Origin of the sequence: Nesterenkonia sandarakina (assembly GCF_003003175.1) — a bacterium.
Classification (GTDB): Bacteria; Actinomycetota; Actinomycetes; order Actinomycetales; family Micrococcaceae; genus Nesterenkonia; species Nesterenkonia sandarakina_A.
The window spans coordinates 84,315-106,514 of sequence record NZ_PVTY01000009.1 but is presented as its reverse complement, the minus strand read 5'-3'; the positions used below and the strand labels follow the sequence as shown (position 1 = coordinate 106,514).

The following is a 22,200-nucleotide window of genomic DNA, read 5'->3' as shown; positions in this document are numbered from 1 at the left end:
GACGCAGCGACCTGCCTCGAGATTGCTGATCTTCCACCTTGCTGCGATGTTCGTGCCGACAGGCCGGGTCATCGCCTAGCATGCCCACAGGTGCTCCTCGCGGCAGACCTGCTGCGAGCTGCGTCCCCGCAGTCCCTGCGACCCCGCCCTGCAGATCCAGGAGGATCACATGAAAGCTCTGCAATACGTCGCCGTCGGCCAGCCCCCTGTGGTGCGGGAGGTCCCCACGCCGGAACCGGGCCCCGGTGAAGTCCGACTGCGCATCACCGCAGCCGGCGCGTGCCACTCGGACAGCTTCGTGATGGGACTCAGCGAAGCGGAGTACACAGCCTTCGGCTACCCGCTCCCGATGACCCTGGGGCACGAAGGCGTCGGGGTGGTCGACGCCCTCGGTGAGGGTGCCACCGGCATCGAGGTCGGTGAGGCCGTAGCCGTCTACGGTCCGCAGGGCTGCGGACGCTGCCACAGCTGTGCCCAGGGCATCGAGAACTACTGCCCGCACGCGGCGGCCCTGGGCATCAGACCTCCGGGTCTGGGCAGGGACGGGGCGATGGCCGAGTACATGATCGCCACTGATCCCCGGCTGCTGATTCCGCTGGGGGACCTGGATCCGTCAGCCACGGTGGCCCTGACCGACGCCGGCCTGACCCCGTATCACGCGATCAAAGGCTCACTGGACCTGCTGGTCCCCGGCAGCGTGGCCGTGGTGATCGGCGTGGGCGGCCTGGGACATATGGCGGTGCAGCTGCTGCGCACCCTGACCTCCGCCACGGTTGTCGCGCTGGACATCAGCCAGAGCAAGCTCGACTTCGCCCGGGAGGTCGGGGCGCACCACGCGTTCCTCTCCGACGATCAGGCAGCCGCACACATCGCCGAGGCGGTGGGACCTGGCCCGGTCGCCGCAGTGTTCGACTTCGTCACCAACCCCCCAGTGATGGACATCGTCCGCTCGCTCAGCGGGCCGCGGACTGATCTCGTGCTGGTGGGCGCCGGCGTCGTGGAGACCACGGTGGGGCTGCTGGGTCAGCCCTATGGCTCCCGCATCCGAGCACCCTACTGGGGCTCCCGGCCCGAGCTCATGGAGGTCTTCGAGCTCGCCCGCACCGGGCAGCTTGCGGTGGAGACCGAGACGTTCAGCCTCGACGAGGGCCCGGAGGCCTACCGCAGGCTCCACGACGGCGAGCTCCGCGGTCGTGCTGTGGTGGTTCCCTGAACCGGGGGCGCCGCCTAAGATCAAAAATGAGGCGGGCGAAATCCATCGGTGGGGGCGTCGCTCGCGTCGGCTGACCGCAGACCCCCGTGGAGGTTTGTCATGGACAACGACGCTCACACAGCACCCCGCTCCGTCGCCTTCGACCCCGCCACCCGGGATCTCGGTGTGCTGGTCGGCTTCGACGGCTCCAAGCAGTCTCTTCTCGCCCTGCACTACGGTGCCCTCGCCGCTCAGCGCAGCGGACGGGTGCTGACCGTTGTCAGCGCGTTCACCGTCCCGGCCAGGGTCTATACGACCCTGGCCGCAGTGCCGGAGAAGTCCGAGGCCGAAGCCGCCGTCGAAGCGGCCCGGACGGTGCTCCTGGACGCGCGGAAATACCTGCAGGACTATTCGGGCAAGGTGATCTACCGGACCGAACGCGGCGACGCCGCCGGGGTGCTGGTCGATCTCTCCACCGTGGCGGAGCTCGCCGTGGTCGGCGCCCGCGGCAGGGGAGGGTTCCTGGGCCGGGTGCTCGGGTCGGTGTCCTCGGCGCTTCCGGCGCACTCGCACTGCCCCACCGTGGTGGTGCCCCGGCAGTACAAGGTCAGCGAGGCCGAGGGCGCGGCCCGGTTCACTGCCGGCAGGGATCAGCGGCCGGTGGTGGTCGGCATCGACCGCTCTCCGCACAGCCGGGTCGCGGTGCTCCAGGCGGCGCAGTCCGCCCTGAACCGGGGCGTGACACTGCATATGCTGCTAGCCCTTCCCTCGCTGGAGGGCTGGCTGGACTGGTACCCGGAGCTCGACTCCACCGACGAGGGTGTCACCGACCGGCGCAAGACTCAGCTCGAAGAGTTCCTCGAGGCCGAGATCCGATGGGTGAAGAAGCACTTTCCCTCGCTCGATGTCACGGCCGCGGTCAAGCCGGGAGACCCGATCGCCCTGCTGGCCAAACAGACCCGGGAGGCGCAGCTCACCGTCGTGGGCACTCGTGGTCGGAGCGGATTCACCGGAGCCCTGATGGGGTCGGTGTCCCGCGGGGTGCTGGTGCGGGCCTCGGGACCGGTCATGGTGGTCCCGGACCTGCAGGACCAGCGGCTGGCTGATCAGCCCGAGTCCACCCGGTGAGGCGCATCCGGTGAGCCGCAGGATCATCCTTGTCCGCGCCGTGAACGTCGGCGGCACGGCTAAGCTGCCCATGGCGCAGTGGCGGGCCCTGGCTGAGTCGCTCGGCGCCACCCAAGTCGCCAGCTACATCGCCTCCGGGAACCTGATGTGCGTTCCGCCGGGCCCCGCGGAGGACTTCGACCGTGCTCTGGAGGCTGCTGTGCAGTCCCGCTTCGGCTTCTTCCGCGAGGTGATCAGCCGATCCCGGGAGGAGGTGCTCGCCGCCCTGGAGGCCCACCCGTTCGAGGTGTTCGACCCCCGGTTCTCGTACATCACCTTCCTGCAGGAAGCGCCGACCGCCGAGGCCGTGCAGTCCGCGGCACGGCTGGAGACCGGCGACGATCGCTGGCAGGTGATCGGTCGTGAGATGCATCTGCGCTATGCCCATGGCGCAGGCGCACCGCAGATGAAGGACGCCGCCATCTCTCGGACGCTGGGACTGACCGGGACCGCGCGGAACCTGAACACCGTGCGCAGACTCATCGAACTGGCGGGTGGCTAGAGTCCTGGTCGGTGCATTCAGCGCCAGGGCACATTGGCCTGCACGGCCGCGGGAATGGGGGTCTGCCCGTCGTCGACCTCGAGGATCTGCCGCGAGATCCGAGGTTCATGCAGGAGCTCCTTGAGGAGCTCGGCGACGTCCTCGCGGGGGATCTCTCCGTGGGCCTCCGCCGGACCCAGCGAGACGGTGCCGGCCCCTGGTGCATCGGTGAGCATCGAGGGGCGCAGGATCACCCAGTCCAGGTCGCTGCGGCTCAGCGCGATGTCGCCCTGCTTCTTCACCGCGAAGTAGTGTTCCTCCTGGTCCGAGAGCTCACGCTCCCGCCAGGCCTCCGGGAGCACCGAGACGCTGATCAGCCGACGGATGCCTGCGAGCCGACTCGCTTCGATGGTCCTGCTCAGGCCGTCCCCGTCGATGGCGGTCGTGACCTGTGCGGGCCCGCCGTTGGAGCCGGCGCTGAAGACCACGGCGTCTGCCGCGCCCAGAGCGTTCGCCAGCGCCGCGGGGGAGAGCATCGCCAGATCTCCCAGCACGGGGTGGATCCCGCGCGCGGACAGGGCGTCGTGCTGCGCTGGTGTGCGCACCAGGCCGCGCACGGTGTCACCTGCCGCCAGAAGCTTGTCGGCCAGTCGGCTGCCGATGCCTCCGGTGATGCCGATGATGAAGATCTCCATGGGGTCCTTTCGGCCGGGTCGGACGTGCGCGGGCGGGCCGTGCGATGCGAGCTGCTCGATGCGCGCTCACAGCCACTCCCGCGAGCGTGCGTAGCGGGCAGCTTCGCGCCGGTTGGGCGTCTGGGTCTTCTGCATCGCGTTGGAGAGATAATTGCGCACCGTGCCCTCCGCGAGGTAGAGCCGGCCGGCGATCTCGGCGACGGAATAGCCCTGGAGGGTCTCGCGCAGCACATCGAGCTCCCGATCGGTCAGCGGAGAGTCGTCGACCACCGCCAGCGCGGAGATGTCCGGGTCGATCCACCGCTTGCCCGCGTGCAGCGTCTCGATCACCTCAGCGATCAGCGTGGGGTGCGCAGATTTGCTCACGAATCCGCGGACCCCGAGCTTCAGCGCCCGGCGCAGCACCCCGGGACGCGCATGACGGGTCAGCATCAGCACCACCTGCTCGGGATTCTCGGCCCGGATCCGCTCCACTGCGGCGAGACCGTCCATCCCCGGCATCTCGAGGTCGATGACGACCACGTCGGGCTGGTGCTCCCGCACGACGGCGACGGCGGCCGCTCCGTCGGCGGCCTCGGCCACCACGCTGATCTCGGCCTTCAGCGGCAGCAGTGCGGCCAGCGCGGAGCGCAGCAGCGCCTCGTCGTCGACCAGCACGATCCGGATCACGGGGAGCTCCGCTGCGGTTCGGAGGCCGCCACCGGGGTGGAGGACTCGGCGCTGGGGAAGCCCGCGGAGGTGCTGAACGTCCCGGCGCTCTGCTCGACGCGGAGCTGACCCCCGGCGTCGGCCACGCGCTGGCGCAGCACCGAGAGCCCGCTGAGCGCGGGCAGCGGACCCTCCGCGGCGCCGTCGTTGGTGATCAGCACCTCGCGCTCGTTGATGCGGATCTGCACCTCGGTGGCCTCGGCGTGGCGCAGGATGTTCGTGGTGGTCTCGCGCAGCACCTGGCCCAGAAGTTCGTCCAGACCCGGCGTGATCTGCCCGTGCCGACTGATCCGCACCGTGACGCCGGCTGCATCGAGGAGGTTCTTCGCGTTCTCCAGCTCGGCGCTGAGATTGAGCTTGCGCTGGGCATAGGCGAGGTTCTTGGTCTCGCGGATCGTCTCGTCCACCTGGTCATAGACCTCGCGCAGCTCGGCCCGAGCCCGTTCAGGATCTTTCTCCAGCAGCTCCTCGGCCAGTGCCACCTTGAGGTTGACCACGTGCAGGGTGTGACCCTGGATGTCGTGGAGGTCCCCGGCGAAGCGCATCCGCTCGCGCATGATGCCCAGCTCCGCCTCCGCCTCCTGCGCCACCTCGAGGTCCTTCAAGATGCGCCAATACCCCTGCATCATCAGGATCACCGCCGCCACGAAGACGCTCAACCCGCCGGGCACCACCACGTAACGCACCATGTTGCCCCAGCTGAACGGCTCCGTCACGAGGTGCAGGCAGCCGATCGCGGCGATCAGAACCCCCAGTCCGGCGATCCAGGCCAGGTGTCGACGGCGCAGCTGCGGGATCAGCACACCGCTGAGCATCGCGGCGCCGAAGAACGCCACTGGATTGAACGCCAGCACCGCACAGACGATCCACACCACGAAGGAGAAGGCCAGCGCCAGGCTCGTGGAGAGCGGATGTTCGCTCGGGTCCCAGTCGAGCAGGACCAAGAAGGTGGCCAGCAGCCCGAGGCTCAGGCCCAGGCCCTCCCGCCACGACTCCGTGGTCATCGCGACGATCGCCAGCGCGACCGGGGCGATGGCCACCACCGTGGTGAGCACGGTGGCGCGGTGCATCCTTCGCTGGGCCGCGATGGAGGTCGAGGACATCACCGCGTTCCCCGCAGGCCGGTCTCAAGTGGTCTCATGTCCCTTCATCCTCTCGGATTCGGTGGCCGGTCGGAAGTGACAAAACGTCATAGTCGCTGCTGACAACCTATGACTGCCGCAAACCGGCACCACGGCGTGAAATGGAGGCATGAACTCAGAAACCGTCATCGACGTCGAACGTCTCAATGTCCGCTACGACGAATTCCACGCAGTCAAAGATCTCACATTCGAAGTCCGACGAGGAGAGCTCTACGCCCTGCTCGGCACCAACGGCGCCGGCAAGACCTCCACCTTGGAGGTCGTCGAAGGCCACCGCGCCTCCTCCTCCGGCAAGGTCACGATCCTCGGCGAGGACCCGCGCAACCGCAAGGCTGTGCGGCCACGCATGGGGATCATGCTCCAGGAGAGCGGATTCTCCGCAGATCTGAGCGCCCGCGAGACCGTGACCCTCATCGGGGGACTCACCGGTCGCACCGATCAGCCGAGCCGGGTGCTCGACGTCGTCGCGCTCACCCACAAGGCCGACACCCGGGTCTCCGCCCTCTCCGGCGGCGAGAAGCGTCGGCTGGACTTCGCCACCGCCATCTACGGGTCTCCAGAGCTGATCTTCCTCGACGAGCCCACCACCGGACTCGACGTGGCGTCCCGCGACGACCTCTGGGACGTGGTCGACCGGCTCCGTGAAGACGGGGCGACCATCGTGCTGACCACGCACTACCTGGAAGAGGCCCAGCAGCGGGCCGACCGGATCGGGCTGATGCACGAAGGGACCTTTCGGATGCAGGGCACCGTCTCGGAGCTGACCCAGACGCTGCCCGGCACGATCTCCTTCCACCTTCCCGAGAACGCCCCGCAGCTGCCGCTGGAGAGCTCACTCTCGGGCAACGGCAAACGGCTCATCGAGACCCACGGCCTGCAGCAGGACCTCTACACGCTGCTGGCCTGGGCGCAGGAGAACCGCACCGAGCTCCATGACCTCGACGCCGGACCCACCCGGCTCGATGACGTCTTCCGCTCGATCACCCGCAACTGACCCTCATCTCACGCTTCCTCAAGGACAGACACATGCTCACCATTGCACGCAGCGAGCTGCAGCAGATCGTTCGCAACCGGATGGTCTTCTTCAGCGCCACCATCATCCCAGTAGGCCTGAGCCTGCTGTTCATCGCCCAGCGCGACACCTTCAGCCAGCTCCCGACCGGCATGGGATTCCTCGCCGGGGTCTTCATGGTCATTCTGATCAGCATGGGCCTCTACTCCACGGCGGTGACCACGCTGGCCGCCCGACGGCAGACGCTGTTCCTCAAGCGGCTGCGCTCCACCGCGGTCAGCGACGCGTCCGCACTGGTCGGGATCCTCGGACCCCCGGCCCTGATCGGGATCATCCAGGTCACCGCGGTGCTCACCGTGCTGGCCGTGCTCACCGAACGCCCCGCGGAGATTCCGCTGCTGATCGTCTCCGGCCTGGCGCTGGTGCTGATGATGCTCGGCCTGGCGCTGGCCACTGCCGGGATCACCACCTCCCCGGAGCACGCGCAGGTCACCACGCTTCCGGTCACCCTCGGGACTTCCGCGGTCGCCTTCTGGATCGGGTTCACCGGCACCGAGGAGCTGGGCATGCTCAAGCGAGCGCTGCCCGGGGGTTCGGCGACCGAGCTGACCATCAACGCCTGGAACGGCGGCACCGACCTGGTGGACAATCTGCTGCTGCTGCCACCGACCCTGGGCTGGGTCGTCATCGGGGTCGTGCTGGCCAGGCGCTTCTTCCGCTGGGAGCCCCGGCACTGATCGGCGATCAGCGGCGCTGGTACTGAAGCCGGGAGCGGTCCCGCCGTCGTCCTCGGGCGTAGGCACTGGAGTCACAGCGACTCCGGTGCCTACGCTCATGTCATGACAGTTCGCAGTGCCTTTGCGATCCTGACCACGGCCGATCTCGACCGCCTGGTGGAGTTCTACCGGGCGGCCTTCGACGCCGAGCAGACGTATCGCTTCCCGGACGAGTTCGGACGCGACGTCTACGTCACGCTGCGCATCGGCGAGGCCGCGCTGGGCATCGGTCGGGAGACCGGTCCGCCCATCGTCACCGAAGCGATGACGCTCTGGTTCTACGTCGATGAGCTCGACCTCGCCTATCGGCGTGCGCTGACCGCCGGAGCGCACGGCGCACGCGAGCCCACCGAGATGCCGTGGGGCGAGCGGGTGGCCCAGATCCGGGACCCCGACGGCTTCATCCTCAACCTTGGTGAAGCGCGCTGATCCGGACGGGGAGGCCGCGTCCGGACTCATCCGCGCCCGCGTGTCTGCCCCAGGTGTCGGAGCAGAGCGGGAGCCTGGACCGGAGTTTCAGCGCCCGCGCTCTTCGCTGATCGAGTTCCCGCCGTCGACGGTGATGAGCTGACCCGTGATGTATGAGGCACCTTCCTCGGCGAGGGACGCGATCACATGGGCGACCTCGTGCGAGGTGCCGGAGCGGCCCACGGGCGTCGCCGCGCCCATCCGGCTTTCGCGGGGCGAGGCGGACGCGGTGTCGATCCAGCCCGGGGCCACCGCGTTGACCGTGATGCCGTCCGCGGCGGTGTCGATCGCCGTCGCCCGCGTCAGTCCGACGATGCCGGCCTTCGCCGCGTGGTAGGCGACGTCACCTGGGTAGGCGGCGACCGGTCCTGACACCGAGGACACGTTGACGATCCTGCCGTAGCCCGCGGCCTGCATCAGCCCTGCCACCGCGCGGGTCATCAGGAACGTCGTGGTCAGGTTCCGTTCCAGCGAGGCGTGCCAATGGCCGACGAAGCTTCTGCGGGTCCCGCCCGAGAAGTACGAGTCAGAGACGGCCGTCATCCCGGCGTTGTTGACCAGAATGTCCACACCGCCGAACGCCTCCAGCGCGCCTGCGACGACGGCGTCCACACCAGCCTGGTCGGTGAGGTCCGCGACCACCCCCTCGGCAGGAACACCGGCGGCGCGGAGCTCAGTGACCCGGTCGAAGATCCGATCCGTCGTGGAGGTGATCAGGAGTCGCTTTCCGCCGGCGCCGAGGAGACGGGCTGCGGCGAACCCGATTCCCTGGGCACTCCCTGCGCCGGTGACGATGGCGACGCGCGGCTGTGACGTGGTCATGGTGAATCCTTCCCTTCAGACGTCCGCCCGGACGAGGCGCCCCGTGGACGAGCACCGATCTTGCCGGCGTGTGACGCCTGGCATCCTCAGGGCCGGAGTGGACCCCGACATGTCCAGGGAAAACCGTGTGGTGGGCACAACGTCAACCCCCGCAGGCGGGTGAGCTCAGCTCAGCGGCTGCCTCGTAGGTGGTCTGCAGGAACTGGCGCAGCATGCGTTCTGGATCGTCAGCGCTGCGCACGATCTCATAGGGCAGCAGGAACTGGCCGTTCTCGACGCTGTAGAACGCCTCGGCCGGTGCCACCGGGTAGGTGGAGAAGCCGTCCGGCTCCGGGTAGGCGTAGGCGTAGAACGCGCCTTCCTCGCCGCCCCCCGGCCAGAATCCGCAGCTGCTCAATTCACGGGAGTACCCCTCCACCATGACCCAATCGCCGCAGTTTGGGGCGCCGCCGGGGTGGGAGGGGGCCGCACGGCCGGAGAACCTGGTGCAGGCCAGGTCAAAAGAACCCCAGAAGAAGTGCACCGGGCTGACCTTGCCGACGAAATGGGACCTGAACTCGCTCATGGCCCGGTCAGCCCGGAGCAGCTGCTGCCAGAACAGATTCGCCGCGTTCCCGTCGTAGGACGCGTGGTGGTGGTCTTGGGCAAACGGAATGGCCGGATCCACCTCATTGGGATGCGATTGGATCTCCGCCTCGATCCCGAGGTCAGCGAGGGCCGCCATCGTCTGGGCATAGAACTCCGCCACCGGTTTCGGCTCCAGCGCCACGGTCTTGATCGAGCCCGCACCGCTGCGGATCACCAACTGGTGATCGATGAAGTCGAACTCGATGTCGAAGGCCCCACCACGGTAAGGAATGGTGGAGGTGGTCAGTCCTCGTGGACTCACGTACAACGTGACCTGCCACCAATGGTTGAGCAGCGGCGCGTTCACCAGCCGGATCTTGCCTACGATCTGAGTCCACATGTGCAAGGTGTCCCGGGTCTCGGTCCAGTCCTGGACCCGCAGCCGTGGCCACTCCCGGGGCTGACCCATCATGTGTTCGGTCATGCTCGCTCCTCACCCTTGTGCGGCTATCGGTGCTCGGGACTGACCTGGTCGGGTGCGCAGCCGGCGTCCCACTCGCTGCGCATGTTCCCGTAGGCCGGCATGCCCCCGGCGGCCCGCAGCATCGCCGCAAGGTGCAGCAGGTTATAGGTCATGAAGGTGGTGTTGCGGTTGGTGAAGTCGTTCTCGGGTCCGCCGGAGCCCGGGTCGAGGTAGGAGGGGCCCGGACCGACCGCGCCGAGCCACCCCGCGTCGGCCTGGGGCGGGATCGTGTACCCCAGGTGCTGCAGGCTGTAGAGCACATTCATCGCGCAGTGCTTGACCCCGTCTTCGTTGCCCGTGATCAAGGTGCCGCCGACGCGGCCGTAGTACGCGTATTGGCCATGCTCATTGAGCAGGCTGGAACAGGCGTAGAGCCTTTCGATCACGCGCTTCATCACGGAGCTGTTGTCCCCGAGCCAGATCGGGCCGGCGAGCACCAGGACGTCTGCAGACATCACCTTCTGGAAGATCTCCGGCCACGCGTCGATCTGCGCGCCGTGTTCGGTCATGTCCGGCCATACCCCGGTGGCGATGTCGTGATCGATCGCGCGGATCTCCTCGACATCGGCCCCGTGGCCGCGCATGATGTCGCTGCTGAGCCGAACCAGCCCATCGGTGTTGCTCGGCTCCGGTGAAGGTTTCAGGGTCGCGTTGATGAACAGGGCACGCAACCCGTCAAACCGAGGCGCCGCACTCTGGTGGCCGGCGGTCACCGTGGTGTCCATGCGTCAGTCCTGCTCATCGGCTGGACTCCTCTCCAGGAAGACCCACCGGACCAAAGGGGCGTCCGGCAGAGCTGGCATTGCCTGGTGTCTTCCCCGCACCCGCTGCCCGGTCGAGGATCTGCAGCCAAGACTAGAGGCCCCTCTACCATCGGTCTACCCCCGCCGGGACTCAAGATGCGCGCCGAGGTGCTTGGCCGCCGGGGGGACTTGACCTGGTTCTGGGAACACGGTCCAGACTCCTCCCAAGAGCCGGGCACGAGGACGCGAAGGATTCCATGCATGGACGATGAGCACCGGGGGCCACGCGCTCCCACGACGCCGGCCGATGCTGGGGGGGTTCAGCGATCACTCCCTTGCGGAGGACCTGCTTCTCCTGCTGTTCCAACCCCGCTCCGGGACGATCGCGGGGGAGGGGACGCTCTTCTATGTGCTCGCCGGCGCGATCCTCGCCGATCTCGGCCTCGGCGGACACGTGCGCACCGGCACCGGACGCTTCCAGGGGCTGACCGTCGAAGCCGTCGCCGACAATCCCCCAGCGGACCACCTGCTGCGCGACACTGGGAGTACGTGGCGGAGAAGCCTCGGGGCATCCAGACGGTCCTGGCGGGGACAGGGCCCGCCCTGCGCGAACCGCTGCTGGATCGCCTCATCGAGCGCGGAGAACTTCATCGACGGACGCGCAGGGCTCTCGGCCTCATCAAGACCTCGGTGCTCGAAGCAGGAGACTCCGGGCGGCGCAGCATGCTGCTCGCAGACATCCACGCTGTGCTCGTCGACGGAGCCGAGCCCACTCCCCGGAGCGCGGCGCTGGCCGCCTTGCTCTACGGCAGCGGCACGCTGCCGCAGTTCGATCCCGAGATCCCGTGGACGTCACCGGTCATCGCACGAGCCGAGGAGCTCAAGGACGGGAACTGGGGCGCGGAGGGCACAGCACGGGCGGTGGCGCGCACCGTGACCGCGAGCATCGTCAGCAGCGTGGCCGTCGCCGCCGGGGTCCCGCCGCGCAGCTAGTTCGACGAAGCGCGGGAGCACGACTTGAGGAGTGCCTGGGCGGTCAGTGGCGCTTGGCGCGATGGGCCGCCTTCTCGTAGAGGTTCTCCACCACCCGCTGGAAGTCGCGCATGACCTCGGCCCGGCGGATCTTCAGCGAAGGTGTCAGGTGACCGGAATCGATGGTGAAGTCATCTTCGAGCACGGTGAAGCTGCGGATCGACTCGGCCTTCGAGACGCTGGCGTTGGTGGCATCGATGACCTGCTGCAGATGCGCCAGGACCTGCGGGTGTTCGGTGAGGTCCTTCATCTCGGTGTCCGGGTCCAGGCCCTGGCTGCGCAGCCAGGCCGGCATGACATCGCCGTCGAGGGTGATCATCGCGCTGATGAAGGGCTTGCCGTCCCCGACCACCACGGCCTGGGAGACCAGCAGGTCCGCCCGGATGGCGTCCTCGAGCTGGGCGGGGGCCACGTTCTTGCCCCCGGCAGTCACCAGGATCTCCTTCTTGCGGCCGGTGATGATCAGCCGCCCGGCCTCGTCGAGGCGGCCCAGGTCACCGGTGTAGAACCAGCCGTCGGCGGTGAAGGATTCGGCATGGAGCTCGGGACGATTGCGGTACCCGCGGAAGACGATGCTGCCCTTGACCAGCAGCTCGCCGTCGGCCTGGACGCGCACGGCGTTCCCGGGCAGCGGGATCCCGACGGTGCCGATGCGGTAGACCGAAGGGATGTTGCCGGTGACCGGGGCGGTGGTCTCGGTGAGTCCGTAGCCTTCGATGATCTGGATGCCCACGCCGTTGAAGAAGTGCCCCAGCCGCTCACCCAGCGGCGAGCCTCCGGAGAACGCGTGGGTGACGTTGCCGCCCATGCGGTGGCGCAGCTTGGAGTAGACCAGCTTGCTGAACACGGCGTGCTTGACCCGCAGGCTCAGCGGGACGCGACCCTCGGCGGTGGCCCGGGACCAGTCCACTGCGGCGTCGGCCGCGGCGGTGAAGATGCGCTTCTTCCCGTCGCCCTCGGCCTTGAGCGCGGCGGCGTTGTAGATCTTCTCGAAGACCCGCGGAACTCCGAGCAGGAAGGTCGGGCGGATCACGCCGAGGTCCTCGATGAGCTGCTTGATATCCGGAGTGTGCGCCACGCGGCCGCCGGCGGCGATGAAGAGCACCGAGATGAATCGGGCGAAGACGTGGGCCATGGGCAGGAACAGCACGGTGGAGGAGTGCCTGCCGACCACGCCTTCCATCGCAGCCACGGTCTGCCGGCTGTGGTCCACGAAGTTCCCGTGGGTCAGCTCGCAGCCTTTGGGCCGACCGGTGGCTCCCGAGGTGTAGATGATCGTGGCGAGATCCTCGCCGACGGCGGTGGCCCGGCGGATCTCCAGGTCCTGATCCGACACCCCGGCGCCGGCTTCACGCAGCTGCTCCAGGGCGCTGGACTCGATGAGCAGCACCTCGGGGCGCTGCTGCAGACCCGCCTCCTTCAGACCCTCCAGGATGGTGCTGCGATGTTCGGAGGTCTCGGCGAAGACCAGGCTGAGCCCGGAGTCCTCAGCGATCCAGGCGATCTGCGACGCGGAGGAGGTCTCGTAGACCGGTACCGAGACGGCACCGGCGTACCAGAGCGCGAAGTCCAGCAGGCTCCACTCATAGCGGGTGGCTGACATGATCCCGACCCGGTCACCGAGCGCCACGCCGCGCTGGATCAGACCCTTGGCCAGGACCGTGACGTCGGCGTGGAAGGCCGCGGCTGAGACGTCCACCCATGCGCCGGCGTCGTCACGGCGGGTGAAGAGGACGTTCTCGGGGTCTTCGGTCCGCTGCTGTTCCAGAAAATCGGTGATGTTCATATCGGACGGCACATCGATGAGCGCCGATATCGCGGTTTCCTGCACGGAGTTCCTCCCGGTGTGGTGACGCGTTCTTCGGCGAGCGCTGCTGCTGATCCCGTATGGACCACGGCACTGGTCAGAATATCGTGCCCGCGCTGGGGTGCGCGCAGAGCCGAAATCCGGGGACTCACGGTGCAGTGCGCTCAGCGGCTGCTCCGGCTGACTTCGCGAACCAGGCCGCCTGAAGCGCGAGTCAGACAGCGGGAAGGTCCACGTGCTTGATCTCACCGTCCTGAAGGCGGAGCAGGATGCTCCGCGGGCGCCTGCCGGAGGCGTCCCGGTAGCTGATGCTGAATGGTTCACCGGCCACCAGGGTGATCGGCAGGTCTGGTGGTTCTTGCGCCAGGGACTCGGCGAGGCTGTCGCGGTCATTGAGGATGGCGACGACCTTCGCATCGATGCTGCTGGTCAGCGTGATGACACCCGGCTGATGCGAGGCGGTGATCCGGGCGTCCTTGCCGGCGTGCCCTCGAGCGATGGCCGCCACGACGGCGGCCACTGCCAGGATGATGATTGCCCCGGTGGCGAGGGTGTTCGCAGAAAGAAGGTCCATGGGCCCAACCCTACTCACCGCCTCGGGGGCGCAGGACGACGACGCCGGTCAGCTGCCGCCACGATCGCGGAGGCGCTTGGGAGCCCGGGACTCCCAGGCTTCGAGCAGCAGCTCAGCGAGCTCATCGGCCTCGACGTGATCGAGTCGCACCAGCACGCTGGTGTGGTCGCGGTAGTGATCGGTGGTGAAGAACTTCTCGGGCTCGGCCTCGAGCAGCACCTCTCGCTCCTCGAGGCTGCTGCGCCAGCAGACCAGGATCCCGGGTGCCTCGTGGACCCGGGCGAAGATCTTGCCTCGCACATAGAACGCGGGGGACCCCCAGGCTGGCCTCTCGGTCACCTCCGGCAGCCCCAGGGCCAACCGCCGGACGTCGTCCTCGGTGGTCATCGCAGCCCTGGCCCGCATGGAGTCATGGGACCAGTCTAGAAATTCGCGGTCTCGCTGCGCCAGGGTTGAGCCGGTGCCTGGACCTTGGTTCCAGGCCCCGCCAGTCCGTCGGGGTGCATGCCATTCGCGCATCATTCGGACCTCCAGTCCCGGCGCCGACCAGCGCGCCCGCGGAAAACCGGCCACACGTTGAACGAAACCTGCTCTCGCGTCGTAACCCGTAGACAACTTGCAATCACCGAGTGAGGGGACGCGAGGACATGAAGACCCGGATCGAGCTGGAGGAACAGGCCCACTTCGCGCTGATGGACGTGAACCGACACTGGCTGGAAGCGCTCGCCGCGGAGGAGGAGCGTGATCTGGGCAGGTCTCACGCCGCATTCGAAGACATGATCACTGCCGCGCGCGCCGGCAGGGCCGCACTCGAAGCCGTGGAGACCATGGTCGAGGAGCACCGAACCAAAGAGCACGCCGCCTGAGGTCAACGAAAAACGGCCCTGGTCGAATGACCAGGACCGTTCCATGGGGTGAGCGACGGGGCTTGAACCAATGACTTTGAACTCTGCCGAATGCCCGTGCATCCCTGCTATGACAGGGAAGTAGGGGCGTCCACACCCGGCGCATCGCTTCGCCAGTTATGCCCTAATTCGCCAGCTTCGGCACATGATCGCACCTGAGGTGCGATTCATTGCTCGGCGTGTCTGAGGTGCTGAGCGTATACCTTGACCAGCTTCGGTAACACGCCGATTTCCATGGCAACGGCGCCCACTGTCTCGTGGATCTGGACGGCACGCTTCCAGTCCCTCCGGCGTATCAGCACGGTCGCCGCCCAGACATCGGCCTCCCACTCGTCTCGGGGACCGCACCCGGTGTGCTGATGGTAGGCGTGGCCAATCTCGTGGGCCAGCGTATAGTCCCGCTGCAGCGCGCCCAGCTCAGGGTGGAGGCGGATCTCTCGGGTGCGTTGGCACCATTCACCCCATCGGCCTTCTGCCGGGGGCCTCTGCACTACTTTGGCACCCAGGGCGGTGGCGTAGTCGATGAGATCCATACCTGCCAGAGACTAGGGCCTGGCACTGACATGGACTTAGGTCTAAAACTTGGCGTTTGGCGGCGCCGCTACTTCGCGCTCGTCTTCCGCAGCGCCTCGATCGTGCATTCCCATAACCACGTGGAGAATCCAGAGTAAGCGAAGAAGTGTAACCGTGGTCAGTGCGCCCGAGAGCACGCCGCTGCCGGTAGCCAGGGCGGGGTAGGCCGGGTATATTGCCGCGGCAAAGGTCGGGGCCAGTGCCGCGATCAGTAAGGCGAACATAGGAGCCAAGGTGGCCCGGTGCAGGACTCGTCCGTATTTGGCCATCACAGACTTCACGTATTCGCCGCCTGGCCGATGAATGAAGGCCAAGACCACGGAAACCAGCGCGAAAGATATGCCCGCGAGTGACGCAAGACCGGTAAGTGCGGGAGCCGCAACGTCCGCCTGAAGGCATGGGCCACCGATGGCTAGCCACCCAACGACAGCCATGGCCGCCACGCCGAAGTCAATCAGCGGGTGGTTCGACATCCAATCGACCAGCTGCTTCCACACGACTTTCGATCTCCTCTACTGCACTAACCATGCCTTCGGCGAGATTCGTGAAAGACACTTGATCCGGGTCTCGGCCTGCAACGGCCACTTTGATCGTCATGTGGTCACGAACGATGCGCATCAACTCTTCGCGGCCGTCGGACCCAATCAACGTTACCGAGCCCCCCTCTGGCCGGATAGTTCCCCGGGACAGTTCTTGCTCGGCGGTTTTTCGTAGAGCCTCCGACTCATCCGGGGAGTACTTAGCATCTAGCTTAACCCCGACAGTTACTGCCCCGTGAGGGAACTTCTCGCCCCTGACTGTACGGGCGATGTCTGACATGAGTGGATTCGTGTCCCGGTGATGCTCGGACAGAAGGTCGTCGTCAGCAGCGGCGGTGACGGTCACTTCGGTAACCGCTTTTGCCTCTCTGATTCTCCGAAGCTGGTCTGTCCTCAGGAGTTGGTTCACGATCCACTTACTGTCAGGGGTAGCAGGTTCCATCCACCGCTCGAGGAATGCGTGAAGGTCGTCCGGTCCCGGCGCCGATCGGTGACCCTTGAGAATTGCCACTCGTGATCCTCCGCGCAAGAACAAGACCGCGGTGGGATACGCAAGAGGCACGTCGTCGGAAGAGACATCACGCACCTCGCCGGTAGAGGACATGTAACTCAGGAAGCGCGTGTCAATTGGGGAGTACATGGCCAGTAGCCAAATACCGCCCACCTGAAGCGAGTCGTACATAACTCCGCGGTGGAACCGCTCTTCGTGGGGGAGTGCACCGAAGCGTTTGAGCTGTGCATCGGAGATCACGCTGCTCGGGGGAACCGACTTCCTTTTGATGCGATAAGCGAGTTCGTAGACGCTGCACGTGCGACTAAACCCACCTTTGGGCCTAGGCCTAATCACGGGCCATCCTCGGGCAGCTGATCCCGGTCGAGGTTCGGATCTTCCTCAAGTGCGGCGATTTTCTCGCCGTACATCTCGTCCCACTCGGGGTCGTGGCCCGCACGGCGCGGTCGGTGCGGCCTGTCGCGGCGAGCCTTGAGCTCATCTCCGTGAATCTCGTATGTGACTTCGCCGTCCGTCGATCGGACGGCCTGGGTAATGGGGGCGGAACCTTGCCCATGCTCCCCACCTTCTTTCCTGTCGCGTTCCAATGTTGCTAGGAGAAATTCAGTCAGCGCGGCCCGTTCCCGATCCGACATGCGCCGGGTCGCTTCGGGGCCGACGTAGACTTCACCGCCAGGGTTGCCGGCATACTCGAGCAGCTGGGAGCTGGTGACCCCCAGCGCGCTGGCGACTGCGTCCACGGTTTTAGGTCGGGACGCCCTGCCACCCTGAATGATGCTTTTTACGGTATCCACATGGATTCCAGAGGCCGCGGCGAGAGCGTTGACAGAGACTCCGGCGCCACGCTGCTTCACGTAGCCCTTCTGCTCCATCAGCCGCTCAATCTCGGCGGGGTAGCTGTTGTCCATGGGGCTAATCTCCTACACATTGTTGGGCGCGTCTACCCTATCGGTGTCCACCGTGTCCACAAATACCAGGCGTGTAATTTTCCGCATCCGCATGGTGGCGCGAAAAGAATCTCTCTCCGGTGTGGACACCAGCGTCCAACGGGTCTAAGCTCCAATTAGAGCCAACACGAAAGGAGGCGACATGGTGATCTCAGCACTACGGGAAGAAGCGAAGCTCGAAAACCCCGAGCTGCTCAAGAGCTACATGCGGCGCGGCTACTGGTCGGTCCGTCCACTGGCCGACGAGGTGGACTTCCGTCTGCGTCGGTCCTACAAGAAGCGGCTGCGCCTGAACCCGACCGCACCCGAGGGGTGCAAGAAGTCCACCATCGGGAACCTGCGCAGCGGGTACCGGAGCACGGTCCACCCGGACACCGCACAGGCCATCTGCGAAGTCTTCGGCATCCCCGTCGAAGGTCTTTTTTTGGTCACTAACTCCAATGTCCAACGAGAGGTAGGTGCTAGTGTGCGATGAGCACCCCCAGGGCAATCACCCTGGACCCCAAGCGGGACTGGATGCACGACGCCCACACCGCCATCGACGCCCTAGTCGTCCGCTACCACCGCACCGGCCAGACGTTCACCGCCGAGGACCTTCGCGGCATGGTCGGGAAGCCCGAGCACTGCAACTGGATCGGGTCCGCATTCCGAGCCGCCTGCAACCGAGGCTCCATCACCCAAGAGGGTTACACCTTGTCCCACACCAAGTCACGACGCGGCGGCGTCATCCGCGTCTGGAAAGCAGCCACACCATGAGCCGCCGAACCCGCAACGCCGTCGAGGTGAAGGACGCGGCCCAGATGCTCGCCAGCGAGCACAAGCCGGTCTCCACCTCCACCGTGTATCGGCTGATCCACAAGGGTGAGCTTGAGGCTTTCAAGCTCACCGATGGGCGCACCGGCAAGATCCTCATCTACGAGGACAGCATCGAGGCTTTCAAGACCCGCCGCGCAGTTGCCGTGCCATATGACCGGCGCAGGATCCTTGAGCTGCTCGCCGCCCCGTAGCGCCCCAGCCACTCGGCCATCACCCCACACCCCACGCAGCACCCCGTCTCTTGGTCCGCCGAGAGCGCAGACAGGAAAGGGCACCACTATGTCCACCATCACCCGGACCGGATTCGAGAAAGCCGCACTCGGCACCGCGCACAGCATGGGCATCATGATCAGCCGCTCCCAGCAGAAGCGGGTCGGCAGGGAATGTGTCCGCCGGATAAGCCGCATGACGGACCTCGAGAAGGAACGCCTGGTCATGCACTCCGACCCCGTCCCCTGCGAGGCACTGCACCACCTGCTCGGCACGACGCCATGCCAGCGGTGCGGCCAAGCACCCAGGGCGCTGACCGCGTGACTCGAGGCGTCTACGGCGAGCTACCGACTCGCAGATGCGACATGTGACCTCATCGCTTCTTGGGCTCCGCCGCCGGCTCGAGGCCAACAAAGATCGGGGAATCACTGCCTTCCACTCGGAATTCGAAGTGGTCAGGCATGGCGTAGCCATGGTTCATCAAGGCGTAGAAGCGGTGAAGAGACCCGACTGGGATCGTCACCGGCCACACGCCCTCCCGATCGCGGGTCATTGACCCAAACATGTGGAAGTCGCTCTCGTTTAGGAGCTCTTTCAATGTGATCTCCTGCGAGCTGGTATTGCGGACCACGATCGTCCTATCCCGGTCGCCGAGATGATGCGCGCTTAGCGGCGGTCGAGCGAGCGAGGCCGCGATCTCTTCCACGGCCTGCACTTGCCGTTCGACGCGCCGGCGATCCTCCTGTGCCTGGTCGCGTGCCTTCTTTGCTCCGTCGGCCATCCACCAGGAGAACGCCGCGAAGCCGAGCGAAGCGAGAGCGATTGTCACATTGACCCATTCCACAGCACGAGCTTATCGGGCGCATTCGCCCGAGCTCCACCTATTCCTCGCGGAGAGGCCACCCCATGATTCCCGTCTATATCACCCTAGCCCTGCTCGTCTGGCTCGCCCTCTGCGCTGGCCTCCTGGTCATCCTGGCCCGGCTGGCACGTGAGCGGGACCGGCAGGACAGCATCGCCGCACGACTCCCACACCCACGACCGAAGGACACGCCATGAGCGACGAGCAGCTGGCAGAAGATCAGGACTACTGCCGAGAATGCGACCGCGTGACCCGCTGGAGCGCCGACGAGCGCTGCGACGGTTGCGGCCGCACTTGGGGATTCGACGCAGAGGAGCAGACCTCATGACCAACCTCGACCAGGCCGCCCAGACCTACGCCGCCGAGCTCGCCGCGAAGGGCATCAAGGAACGGGAGGCATACGCCGCCACCCTCGGCTACACACGTGGCTGGCAAGACGCACAGAAGGAGAACGCATCGTGAGCACCGAGAACCCCCGCGAGATGAGCCTGCCGCAGATCCAGCAGGTGCACCGTATGTTGAGCCGCGGCATAACGGACCTGAACGTCTGCCGGATCGCCGGCCTGATCGCGCTCGGCCAGGAGGACGGCTTCACCGACTTCGAGGCCGCACTGAACGACATGCAGACCGCAGTCAACGCCATGAAGCAGGCTGCGGCCGAGATCTCCGACCACCGGGAAGCAGTCCGGCTCCGCGAGCTCGCCGCCACCTGCCAGGCGCCGCAGAACGATTGCCACTACTTCCCAGCCGCGGACGACCAGTGCCGGGTACCGGCCATGCTCCACACCGAGTTCTGCGCCAAGCACCAGGACCAGGCCGCCAACGACTGGTACGAGGCACACGAGGTCACCGACCACTGTGCATTCCACTGCGAGGGCGCCGACCACTTGGTCGACGGAGAACTCATCGAGGAGGTGAAAGTCGCATGAGACCACCATCCGCACCTGTAGCCGCTCAACGTAGGCGGCTTTTTTTGTGGGCACCTGCGCTTCTGGTCGGTGTCGCGCTCCTGTTCACCGGCCACTACGGCGCCGCAATGCTCGGCATCTTCATCGCCTCAGCAATCGGCGGCCCCGGCCTCATCCTCGACCGACCCCACCCCACCCACGCATAACCCCCACCCGAGAGAAGGACACCATGAACGACATGCAAAGGGCCGGCGCCACCGCGCTGACCATCCGAGACGACCAGACCACCTGGACACCCGACCAGGCATCCGCGTTGCAGCACCTCGGCGTGCAACGCGCCAACCGGGCCGACGTGGAGATCTTCTTCCACCAGTGCAAGCGCACCGGCCTCGACCCGTTTGCCCGCCAGATCTACATGATCGAACGCCAGGGCAAGCAGACCATCCAGACCGGCATCGACGGCTTCCGGCTCATCGCCACCCGGGCGGTGCGCGGCACCTCAGAGACCCTCGGCTACGAGGACAACCTCTGGTGCGGCGAGGACGGCGTCTGGCGTGACGTTTGGGTCGGGAGCACCCCTCCCGTCGCGGCGAAGGCCACGGTCCTGCGCAACGGCCAGCGGTTCCCCGCGATCGCGCTCTTCGATGAGTACGCGGCCCGGAAGCGCGACGGTGGCCTGAATGCCATGTGGGCGTCCCGGCCCGCCGGGCAGCTCGCGAAGTGCGCCGAGGCGCTGGCCCTGCGCAAGGCGTTCCCGCAGGACCTCTCCGGTCTGTACACCGCGGACGAGATGGATCAAGCCGGGGCACCCGAACCGGCCTCCGCACCCGCTCCGGCGACTGTCCGGGGTCCGCATCTCGCCGCCGAGAGTGCACCCAGCCCCGAGGAACCCGCCACCCAGCCGGGGTCAGACGCGGTCGACCAGGGGATCAAGGACGCGTGGGACAGCCTCGAGCGGCTCCGGCGGATCCACAACTGGTTGAAGTCGAACAACCCGCAGGATCCGCGTCTGGCGAAGATCGCGCAGCGTGGCCAGGAGCTGCAGGCCAAGGCCGACGCCGCCGCATCCGAGGTCCACGAGGGCGAGATTGTGGACGAGACCACGCAGGACGAGACCCTGCCGATCAACGAGGAGAGCAACGCATGAGCACCAACGACAAGCACCTGACCCGCGACGACCGGTTGAGTTTTTTGCTCCGGAAGACCGTGGCTGACTTCATCGCCACCGAGGTGAAGGACGAGCGCCACACCATCATGGACGACCTGCTGGTCCGGTTCCGGGAGGACGGCATCAAGCAGCTCTCCATCAACCTGCCCGACGGGGAAGCGATCGCCACCCTGACCCTGACCCAGCCGAAGCCGTTGGCGAAGGTGAAGCAGGCCGAGGCCGACGAGCTCCTCGCCTGGGTGGCCCGGCGGCACCCGGAGCTGGTGGAAGAGATCCCCGAGCAGGTGATCCCCGCACACCAGGCGCTCAAGGCCGATGCGGTGCCGTACCTGATCCGGCACACCAAGGTGGTCGAGGGGCACCACTACACCGAGGAGGGCGAGGCGGTTCCGGCGCTGTTCACCACTACCGCGGACCCGTCATCGTTCAGTGTGAAGTATTCCTCCGGGGATGACTCCCGGGCCCGCCTGCTGGACGCATGGCGGGACGGGGAACTGGCCGGACTGAACACCGGGACGACGTTGCCGGCGCTCACCTGGACGGGGGTCAGCGCATGAGTATCGAGGATGCCAAGGCACGCATAGCTGAGGTCGCGAACGGCCAAGAGCTGCTGGTCTGCACCCGAGTCTGGGAGGCGTGGAGCTACAACACCATGAGCGCCGACGACTTCCAAACCGTTGCCGACGACGGCGACATGATCGAAGAGCTCGCCACCGCTGCGTTCACCCTCACCGACGATCAGTGGGGAGCCCAACATCAGAAAGTCTGGGACGCGATCTACCGGGAGATGAACGGCAAGTACGGCGACTTCGGCGCTGGCCTGAGTGATGCCTGTGATGCCGCGATGCGGGCTCTCGGATTCCGGCGCGCAGGGGAGGACACATGATCACCCTCCCACCAGCCGAGGAGGCGCGGATCACCCTCGACAGCGTGTGGCTCGGGGTCGGTCTCGCCATCCTCCGCACCGGACCCGCCGAGGACACCAGCCGCTACCTCAACCACCTGCACGCCATCCGCACCCGCTGAACCCGCCACACCATCAGGCCAGTCCA

Annotated in this window: 32 protein-coding genes and 1 pseudogene; 19 read left to right on the top strand and 14 right to left on the bottom strand. The window is 66.6% G+C overall.

What is annotated here, in order from left to right; translation table 11 throughout:
* Window positions 1-169 precede the first annotated feature (169 nt).
* The 3 genes from BCL67_RS09040 to BCL67_RS09030 all read left to right on the top strand — a co-directional run bounded on the left by BCL67_RS09040 (window position 170) and on the right by BCL67_RS09030 (window position 2,861).
* Window positions 170-1,213 (top strand): NAD(P)-dependent alcohol dehydrogenase, encoded by a 1,044-nt coding sequence (locus BCL67_RS09040; protein WP_106123122.1) that lies wholly within the window; start codon window positions 170-172, stop codon window positions 1,211-1,213.
* A 99-nt stretch (window positions 1,214-1,312) separates the two neighbouring features.
* Entirely contained in the window at window positions 1,313-2,320 is a 1,008-nt protein-coding gene (locus tag BCL67_RS09035; protein WP_106123121.1) for a universal stress protein, read from the top strand.
* 10 nt (window positions 2,321-2,330) lie between these two features.
* Entirely contained in the window at window positions 2,331-2,861 is a 531-nt protein-coding gene (locus tag BCL67_RS09030) for a DUF1697 domain-containing protein (RefSeq protein WP_106123120.1), read from the top strand.
* 17 nt (window positions 2,862-2,878) lie between these two features.
* On the opposite strand, the gene BCL67_RS09025 is transcribed toward BCL67_RS09030, so the two are convergent.
* The 3 genes from BCL67_RS09025 to BCL67_RS09015 all read right to left on the bottom strand — a co-directional run bounded on the left by BCL67_RS09025 (window position 2,879) and on the right by BCL67_RS09015 (window position 5,346).
* Window positions 2,879-3,535 (bottom strand): NAD(P)H-binding protein, encoded by a 657-nt coding sequence (locus tag BCL67_RS09025; protein ID WP_106123119.1) that lies wholly within the window; start codon window positions 3,533-3,535, stop codon window positions 2,879-2,881.
* 66 nt (window positions 3,536-3,601) lie between these two features.
* Window positions 3,602-4,204 (bottom strand): response regulator transcription factor, encoded by a 603-nt coding sequence (locus tag BCL67_RS09020; protein ID WP_106123118.1) that lies wholly within the window; start codon window positions 4,202-4,204, stop codon window positions 3,602-3,604.
* Complete coding sequence (locus BCL67_RS09015; RefSeq protein ID WP_106123117.1) at window positions 4,201-5,346, bottom strand: sensor histidine kinase; 1,146 nt, start codon at window positions 5,344-5,346, stop codon at window positions 4,201-4,203. Before BCL67_RS09015 ends, BCL67_RS09020 begins: the two co-directional genes overlap by 4 nt.
* A 148-nt stretch (window positions 5,347-5,494) precedes the next feature.
* On the opposite strand from BCL67_RS09015, the gene BCL67_RS09010 reads away from it, so the two are divergent.
* From BCL67_RS09010 to BCL67_RS09000, 3 genes are all read left to right on the top strand, one after another.
* The gene (locus BCL67_RS09010) at window positions 5,495-6,379 is read left to right on the top strand and encodes an ABC transporter ATP-binding protein (protein WP_106123116.1); all 885 of its coding nucleotides are present in this window, start codon (window positions 5,495-5,497) and stop codon (window positions 6,377-6,379) included.
* Window positions 6,380-6,411: 32 nt separating this feature from the next.
* On the top strand, window positions 6,412-7,134 hold the full coding sequence (locus BCL67_RS09005) for an ABC transporter permease (RefSeq protein ID WP_106123115.1): 723 nt from the start codon (window positions 6,412-6,414) through the stop codon (window positions 7,132-7,134).
* A gap of 102 nt (window positions 7,135-7,236) precedes the next feature.
* Window positions 7,237-7,602, top strand: coding sequence for a VOC family protein (locus tag BCL67_RS09000; RefSeq protein ID WP_106123114.1), 366 nt, complete (start codon window positions 7,237-7,239; stop codon window positions 7,600-7,602).
* 87 nt (window positions 7,603-7,689) lie between these two features.
* Here the strand turns inward: BCL67_RS09000 and BCL67_RS08995 are convergent, their stop codons facing one another.
* The 3 genes from BCL67_RS08995 to BCL67_RS08985 all read right to left on the bottom strand — a co-directional run bounded on the left by BCL67_RS08995 (window position 7,690) and on the right by BCL67_RS08985 (window position 10,278).
* Entirely contained in the window at window positions 7,690-8,463 is a 774-nt protein-coding gene (locus tag BCL67_RS08995) for an SDR family NAD(P)-dependent oxidoreductase (protein ID WP_106123113.1), read from the bottom strand.
* A gap of 142 nt (window positions 8,464-8,605) precedes the next feature.
* Window positions 8,606-9,514 (bottom strand): DUF5996 family protein, encoded by a 909-nt coding sequence (locus tag BCL67_RS08990; RefSeq protein WP_258174915.1) that lies wholly within the window; start codon window positions 9,512-9,514, stop codon window positions 8,606-8,608.
* A 23-nt stretch (window positions 9,515-9,537) separates the two neighbouring features.
* Window positions 9,538-10,278, bottom strand: coding sequence for a flavodoxin family protein (locus BCL67_RS08985; protein ID WP_106123112.1), 741 nt, complete (start codon window positions 10,276-10,278; stop codon window positions 9,538-9,540).
* Between the two features lie 286 nt (window positions 10,279-10,564).
* On the opposite strand from BCL67_RS08985, the pseudogene BCL67_RS15810 reads away from it, so the two are divergent.
* Window positions 10,565-11,289 (top strand): annotated as a pseudogene (locus BCL67_RS15810) (GOLPH3/VPS74 family protein).
* A gap of 43 nt (window positions 11,290-11,332) precedes the next feature.
* Here BCL67_RS15810 and BCL67_RS08975 read toward each other — a convergent pair.
* The 3 genes from BCL67_RS08975 to BCL67_RS08965 form a co-directional block, all read right to left on the bottom strand.
* On the bottom strand, window positions 11,333-13,159 hold the full coding sequence (locus tag BCL67_RS08975; protein ID WP_106123111.1) for an AMP-dependent synthetase/ligase: 1,827 nt from the start codon (window positions 13,157-13,159) through the stop codon (window positions 11,333-11,335).
* 190 nt (window positions 13,160-13,349) lie between these two features.
* Complete coding sequence (locus BCL67_RS08970; protein ID WP_106123110.1) at window positions 13,350-13,709, bottom strand: hypothetical protein; 360 nt, start codon at window positions 13,707-13,709, stop codon at window positions 13,350-13,352.
* Between the two features lie 48 nt (window positions 13,710-13,757).
* Window positions 13,758-14,114, bottom strand: coding sequence for an MmcQ/YjbR family DNA-binding protein (locus BCL67_RS08965; protein ID WP_258174914.1), 357 nt, complete (start codon window positions 14,112-14,114; stop codon window positions 13,758-13,760).
* 242 nt (window positions 14,115-14,356) lie between these two features.
* Between BCL67_RS08965 and BCL67_RS08960 the strand changes: the two genes are divergently transcribed.
* Window positions 14,357-14,575, top strand: a complete 219-nt coding sequence (locus BCL67_RS08960) for a hypothetical protein (protein WP_106123108.1) — start codon at window positions 14,357-14,359, stop codon at window positions 14,573-14,575.
* A gap of 206 nt (window positions 14,576-14,781) precedes the next feature.
* Here the strand turns inward: BCL67_RS08960 and BCL67_RS08955 are convergent, their stop codons facing one another.
* From BCL67_RS08955 to BCL67_RS08940, 4 genes are all read right to left on the bottom strand, one after another.
* Window positions 14,782-15,147, bottom strand: a complete 366-nt coding sequence (locus tag BCL67_RS08955; RefSeq protein WP_106123107.1) for an ImmA/IrrE family metallo-endopeptidase — start codon at window positions 15,145-15,147, stop codon at window positions 14,782-14,784.
* 42 nt (window positions 15,148-15,189) lie between these two features.
* On the bottom strand, window positions 15,190-15,684 hold the full coding sequence (locus BCL67_RS08950; RefSeq protein WP_146131121.1) for a hypothetical protein: 495 nt from the start codon (window positions 15,682-15,684) through the stop codon (window positions 15,190-15,192).
* Window positions 15,638-16,477, bottom strand: coding sequence for a hypothetical protein (locus tag BCL67_RS08945; protein WP_106123105.1), 840 nt, complete (start codon window positions 16,475-16,477; stop codon window positions 15,638-15,640). The genes BCL67_RS08950 and BCL67_RS08945 overlap by 47 nt, the downstream gene beginning before the upstream one ends.
* A gap of 92 nt (window positions 16,478-16,569) precedes the next feature.
* Entirely contained in the window at window positions 16,570-17,145 is a 576-nt protein-coding gene (locus BCL67_RS08940; protein WP_106123104.1) for a helix-turn-helix domain-containing protein, read from the bottom strand.
* Between the two features lie 181 nt (window positions 17,146-17,326).
* On the opposite strand from BCL67_RS08940, the gene BCL67_RS08935 reads away from it, so the two are divergent.
* The 4 genes from BCL67_RS08935 (at window position 17,327) to BCL67_RS08920 (ending at window position 18,534) form a co-directional block, all read left to right on the top strand.
* On the top strand, window positions 17,327-17,659 hold the full coding sequence (locus BCL67_RS08935) for a hypothetical protein (RefSeq protein ID WP_106123103.1): 333 nt from the start codon (window positions 17,327-17,329) through the stop codon (window positions 17,657-17,659).
* Window positions 17,656-17,940: a hypothetical protein gene (locus tag BCL67_RS08930; RefSeq protein WP_106123102.1), complete on the top strand. Its 285-nt coding sequence runs from the start codon at window positions 17,656-17,658 to the stop codon at window positions 17,938-17,940. The genes BCL67_RS08935 and BCL67_RS08930 overlap by 4 nt, the downstream gene beginning before the upstream one ends.
* Complete coding sequence (locus BCL67_RS08925; RefSeq protein WP_106123101.1) at window positions 17,937-18,191, top strand: helix-turn-helix domain-containing protein; 255 nt, start codon at window positions 17,937-17,939, stop codon at window positions 18,189-18,191. The genes BCL67_RS08930 and BCL67_RS08925 overlap by 4 nt, the downstream gene beginning before the upstream one ends.
* An 88-nt stretch (window positions 18,192-18,279) precedes the next feature.
* Window positions 18,280-18,534, top strand: a complete 255-nt coding sequence (locus BCL67_RS08920) for a hypothetical protein (protein ID WP_106123100.1) — start codon at window positions 18,280-18,282, stop codon at window positions 18,532-18,534.
* 49 nt (window positions 18,535-18,583) lie between these two features.
* On the opposite strand, the gene BCL67_RS08915 is transcribed toward BCL67_RS08920, so the two are convergent.
* Window positions 18,584-19,054, bottom strand: a complete 471-nt coding sequence (locus BCL67_RS08915; protein WP_106123099.1) for a hypothetical protein — start codon at window positions 19,052-19,054, stop codon at window positions 18,584-18,586.
* Between the two features lie 211 nt (window positions 19,055-19,265).
* Between BCL67_RS08915 and BCL67_RS15805 the strand changes: the two genes are divergently transcribed.
* The 7 genes from BCL67_RS15805 to BCL67_RS15465 all read left to right on the top strand — a co-directional run bounded on the left by BCL67_RS15805 (window position 19,266) and on the right by BCL67_RS15465 (window position 22,174).
* Window positions 19,266-19,400, top strand: coding sequence for a hypothetical protein (locus BCL67_RS15805; RefSeq protein ID WP_258174913.1), 135 nt, complete (start codon window positions 19,266-19,268; stop codon window positions 19,398-19,400).
* A complete protein-coding gene (locus tag BCL67_RS15470) occupies window positions 19,397-19,534 on the top strand; it encodes a hypothetical protein (protein ID WP_181255954.1) in 138 nt (45 codons plus the stop codon). The genes BCL67_RS15805 and BCL67_RS15470 overlap by 4 nt, the downstream gene beginning before the upstream one ends.
* Window positions 19,531-20,001, top strand: coding sequence for a hypothetical protein (locus BCL67_RS08910; RefSeq protein WP_106123098.1), 471 nt, complete (start codon window positions 19,531-19,533; stop codon window positions 19,999-20,001). The genes BCL67_RS15470 and BCL67_RS08910 overlap by 4 nt, the downstream gene beginning before the upstream one ends.
* A 208-nt stretch (window positions 20,002-20,209) precedes the next feature.
* Window positions 20,210-21,127, top strand: a complete 918-nt coding sequence (bet, locus tag BCL67_RS08905) for a phage recombination protein Bet (protein WP_106123097.1) — start codon at window positions 20,210-20,212, stop codon at window positions 21,125-21,127.
* Entirely contained in the window at window positions 21,124-21,705 is a 582-nt protein-coding gene (locus BCL67_RS08900; RefSeq protein ID WP_106123096.1) for a hypothetical protein, read from the top strand. Before bet ends, BCL67_RS08900 begins: the two co-directional genes overlap by 4 nt.
* Window positions 21,702-22,034: a hypothetical protein gene (locus BCL67_RS08895; protein ID WP_106123095.1), complete on the top strand. Its 333-nt coding sequence runs from the start codon at window positions 21,702-21,704 to the stop codon at window positions 22,032-22,034. The genes BCL67_RS08900 and BCL67_RS08895 overlap by 4 nt, the downstream gene beginning before the upstream one ends.
* Window positions 22,031-22,174, top strand: coding sequence for a hypothetical protein (locus BCL67_RS15465; protein ID WP_181255953.1), 144 nt, complete (start codon window positions 22,031-22,033; stop codon window positions 22,172-22,174). Before BCL67_RS08895 ends, BCL67_RS15465 begins: the two co-directional genes overlap by 4 nt.
* Window positions 22,175-22,200 lie beyond the last annotated feature (26 nt).